3 protein-coding genes and 1 pseudogene are annotated in these 4082 nt (G+C 69.7%); all 4 read right to left on the bottom strand.

The window, feature by feature from the left end:
• A pseudogene (locus ACPUER_RS35970) lies at positions 1–175 on the bottom strand (type III secretion system cytoplasmic ring protein SctQ); the annotation flags it as partial.
• A gap of 34 nt (positions 176–209) precedes the next feature.
• Complete coding sequence (gene sctP / locus ACPUER_RS35975) at positions 210–818, bottom strand: type III secretion system protein SctP (RefSeq protein WP_425133479.1); 609 nt, start codon at positions 816–818, stop codon at positions 210–212.
• On the bottom strand, positions 815–2887 hold the full coding sequence (gene sctV / locus ACPUER_RS35980; RefSeq protein WP_425133480.1) for a type III secretion system export apparatus subunit SctV: 2073 nt from the start codon (positions 2885–2887) through the stop codon (positions 815–817). The genes sctP and sctV overlap by 4 nt, the downstream gene beginning before the upstream one ends.
• Positions 2884–3966 carry a type III secretion system export apparatus subunit SctU gene (gene sctU / locus ACPUER_RS35985; protein WP_425133481.1) on the bottom strand — a complete coding sequence of 361 codons (1083 nt, stop codon included), beginning with the start codon at positions 3964–3966 and terminating at the stop codon, positions 2884–2886. The genes sctV and sctU overlap by 4 nt, the downstream gene beginning before the upstream one ends.
• Positions 3967–4082 lie beyond the last annotated feature (116 nt).

Here is a 4082-nt window from a genome sequence, read left to right on the forward strand (position 1 = left end):
CCGCGCGCCAGTCGGACAACGCCGGGAAGCGCGCGAGCCACGCGGCGAGCCGCGCATCGGCGACGATGCGCGCGAGCGCCGCGTCGAACGCGTCGCACGCGAGCAGCGGCAGCGCGGCGTCGATGCCGCGCGGCGCGGCGGCGGCGAGTTCCAGTTCGATTGTCTCGGGTTCCATCGTCGCGGTCGGTCGGGTTCGGTTGTACGGGCGCTCAGTCGACGTCGATCTCGATCGTACGCGGCGCGCCGCGATGGGCGAGCAGCGTGTCGAGTCGCGCGTGCAGCGTTGCGCCATGCGTGCAGAGTAAGTGCCGCGTCGCCGGGTCCGGCGTCTCGAACCGAAGCCGCAAGTCGAAACGCGAAAGAACGAGGTGCAGCACCGTGTCCGGCAGCAGCGCGGCGTCGAGCGGCAGGCTGATCTCCCAGTGGCCCGACGCGTCGTCGCCGCACAGCGCCGCAATCTCGGCCACGAGCGCCTCGGCGACGCGCACCATCCGCTCGCGCTGCGCGAACACCTGATTGACGAACGCATCGGAGCCCGCGCACGCGCGCGCCATCGCTTCGCGCCCGGCCGCGTCCGGCAGCGCGGCCGGATCGCGTTCGAACGACGGCATCGCGCCGTCGTGCCAGGGCATCGACGCGTCGTGTCGCCGCTCGTCGTCGGCCGCGTCGCGTCCGCCGGCCGGCGCGACGCGCGAGCGCCGCATCAGTTGCGCATAGTCGAAGCCGCGCCGCGCCGTGCGCGACGCGCACGCGCCGTCCGGCCCGGCGGCAGGCTCGCCCGCGATGATTCGCACCGGCCTCAGATCGGCGGCGCTCATGCGTGGGCCGCCGCCGGCATCGTCACGCGGCCGACCGGCTTCAATTCGACCTGGTCGCCGAGCTCCTGATACGAGTAGACGGGCAGCCAGCCGAGCCGCGCCTCGATCATCCGTCGCGTGTAGCGGCGCACGTCCATCGACGTGACGAGCGCGACGTCGTCGCGCGGCGTCTCGCCGACGAACGACGCGACGCTGTCGACGAGATAGCGGACCTGCTCGGGCGGCAGCGCGAGGAAGTTGCCCGCGGGCGTCTGCTTGATCGATTGCCGGATATGCTGCTCGACCGGCAGATCAAGCAGCACGGCCGGCAGTTGCCGCGCGCCGCGCGCGGCGCGATACGCGAGATAGCGCGACAGGTCGCCGCGCACGTATTCGGCGAGCATCAGCATGTCCTTCTCCTTCGGCCCCCACGCGACGAGGCTCTCCATGATGTCGCGCGCGTTGCGGATCGGGATGTGCTCTTCGAGCAGGCGACGCAGCACGTCGGCGATCCGCTGCGTCGGCAGCGCCTTCTGCACTTCGGCGACGAGCCCCGGATAGTCGGTTCCGAGCTGGTCGAGTATCCATTGGGTTTCCTGGATGCCGAGGAACAGATGCGCGTTGCGTCGCAACAGCGCGATCGTCTCGTGCGCGATCACCTGCTCGGCACGCCACGCGCGCGCGCCGGCCGGCACCTCCTTGTCGTCGATCCAGTAGCTCTCGGCGAGCCCGCCCGCCGGGCCGCGCTTCGTGCAGCGGCCGGCGAGCGCCGGGTCCGACGCCGCGTCGGGCAGCATCGTCTGGTCGGTCGGCAATTCGAGCCGCGTCTGCGGCACGTCGCGCATCAGGATCTCGCACGTCGCTTCGGGCAGCGCGTCGCTCGTCCACAGCGTGATGCCGGGAAACGGCAGCCCCTGCTCTTCCTGCAGCTTCGCGCGCTCCTCGTCGAACGCGCGATCGAGCGCGGCGGGCGCGAGCCGCGCGACGAGATCCGGCGACACCCGCACGCCGATCGCGCACGTGAAGAGCGGCGCGCGCGGCAGGATCGACGGCGTGCTGCTTTTCGCGCCCGCGCGCTGCAGCGCGATCACCGGCTCGCCGCGCGCGGTCGTGCGGCGCGCACCCTTCTGCAGCCGGTAGCCGGAAAACGCGAGAATCGCCGACAGCAGCACGAACAGCGCCGCCGGGAAGCCCGGCACCGCCGCGAAGCCGATCAGCAGCACCGCCGCGAAGTACAGCGCGCGATAGCTGCCGCCGAGCTGCTTCGCGATCTCGGAGCCGAGCGACGTGCCTTCGCCTTCGTCGTGATCGTCCGCGACGCGCGTGATCATCACGCCGGCCGCGACCGAGATCAGCAGCGACGGAATCTGCGACACCATCGCGTCGCCGACCGACAGGATCGAGAAGCGGTTCGCCGCTTCGCCGGCCGTCATCCCGTGATACATCACGCCGATCGCGATGCCCGCGACGATGTTGACGAGCGTGATGATGAGCCCCGCGATCGCGTCGCCCTTGACGAACTTCATCGCGCCGTCCATCCCGCCGTGCAACTGGCTCTCCTTCGCGAGCGTCGCGCGCTTGCGGCGCGCCTCGTCGGGCGTCAGGATGTTCGCGCGCAGGTCCGCGTCGATGCTCATCTGCTTGCCGGGCATCGCGTCGAGCGTGAAGCGCGCGCCGACTTCGGCAACGCGCTCCGAGCCCTTCGCGATCACGATGAACTGCACGGTCGTGATGATCAGGAACACGACGAGGCCGACGACGAGATTGCCGCCGACGACGAGCTCGCCGAAGCTCTCGATGATGTCGCCCGCGTTCGCGTGCAGCAGGATCGACTTCGTCGACGCGATGTTCAGCGACAGCCGGTACAGCGTCGTGAACAGCAGGACCGACGGAAACACCGACAGCGACACGATGCTGCCGACGTACATCGTCACCATCAGCAGCGTGACGCTGATCGCGATGTTGATGCCGAGCAGCACGTCGATCACCTCGGGCGGCAGCGGCAGGATCATCAGCGAGACGATCGCGACGACCAGCACCGTGATGCCGACCTCGCCGCCGGCGGGGAGTTTGAGGGTTTTCAGCGTCATGACGACCTCTCGGAGGGAACGGCGGCGTCGGTGCGCGCGCCCGCGACCGACTCGACCCAGCGCAGGATCGCGGCCACCGTTTCAAACAGTTCTTCGGGAATCGCCGCGTCGCGCTCGACGCGGTACAGTGCGCGCGCGACGGGCGGATTGCCGACGATCGGCACGCCGATCGCGTGCGCGTGGCGGCGCAGCGCGAGCGCGCCGTCGTCGACGGCTTTCTCGATCACCCGCGGCAGCGCATGCTCGTCGGGCGCATAGCGGATCGCGACCGCGTAATGCGTCGGGTTGACGACGAGCACGTTCGCCTGGCCGACCTTCTGCCGCGCCGGCGCGCTCGTCGCGATCTCGCGCGCGAGCCGGCGGCGCTCGCCCTTCGTGTGCGGATCGCCTTCGCTCTCCTTGTTCTCGCGCTTCGCCTCTTCCTTCGTCATCCGGTTGTCGCGCATGAACATCATGCGCGCGATCTTGTAGTCGGCCGCCGCGAACACCGTGACGACGAGCGCGACGACGCCGAGCAGCTTCATCAGCACGGTCCACAGCACGCGCGACAACTGCGGCGTCGCCTCGTACACGCTCGCGACGACCAGCGGAAACAGCGACATCATCATCTTCCAGATCACGCACGCGAGCACGACCGCCTTGACGATCATCTTCACGAGCTCGAGCAACGACTTCATCGAGAAGATCTTCTTGATGCCCGCCATCGGATTGATCGCGTCGAACTTCGGCATCACGGGCTCGAGCGTGATCATGAAACCCGCCTGCGGCGCCTGCGACACGATGCCCGCGACGATCGCGGCGACGACGAACGGCAGCATCGTCAGCGCGGCGCTCGCGGCGAGGTCGTGCAGCGCGGACAGCGTCGCCTGCGGCGTGCGTTCGCCATTCACGAAATCGAGCGCGGTGCGGATCGTGCGCGACAGGCCGCCGGTGAGCATCGATTCACCCGCCGTCAGCACGCCGATCGCGGCGGCCAGCGTCACCGCGTCCGCGACGTCCTTGCTCTTTGCGACCTGGCCCTTCTCGCGGACCTTCTTCAGCTTCCGTTCGGAGGGTTCTTCGGTTTTCTCTTCGGCCATCGCCGCCGTTCCTGTCGAGAGTCGGACATGGCGCGTACGTTAGCGGCACGCGGCGGCGGCCGCGCGCGCCGACCCGAAGCGGCGCCGTCCGGCGCGAAGCGCGCGCGGCGCTTCGC

The organism is Burkholderia sp. DN3021, assembly GCF_049805555.1.
Taxonomy (GTDB): domain Bacteria; phylum Pseudomonadota; class Gammaproteobacteria; order Burkholderiales; family Burkholderiaceae; genus Burkholderia; species Burkholderia pyrrocinia_C.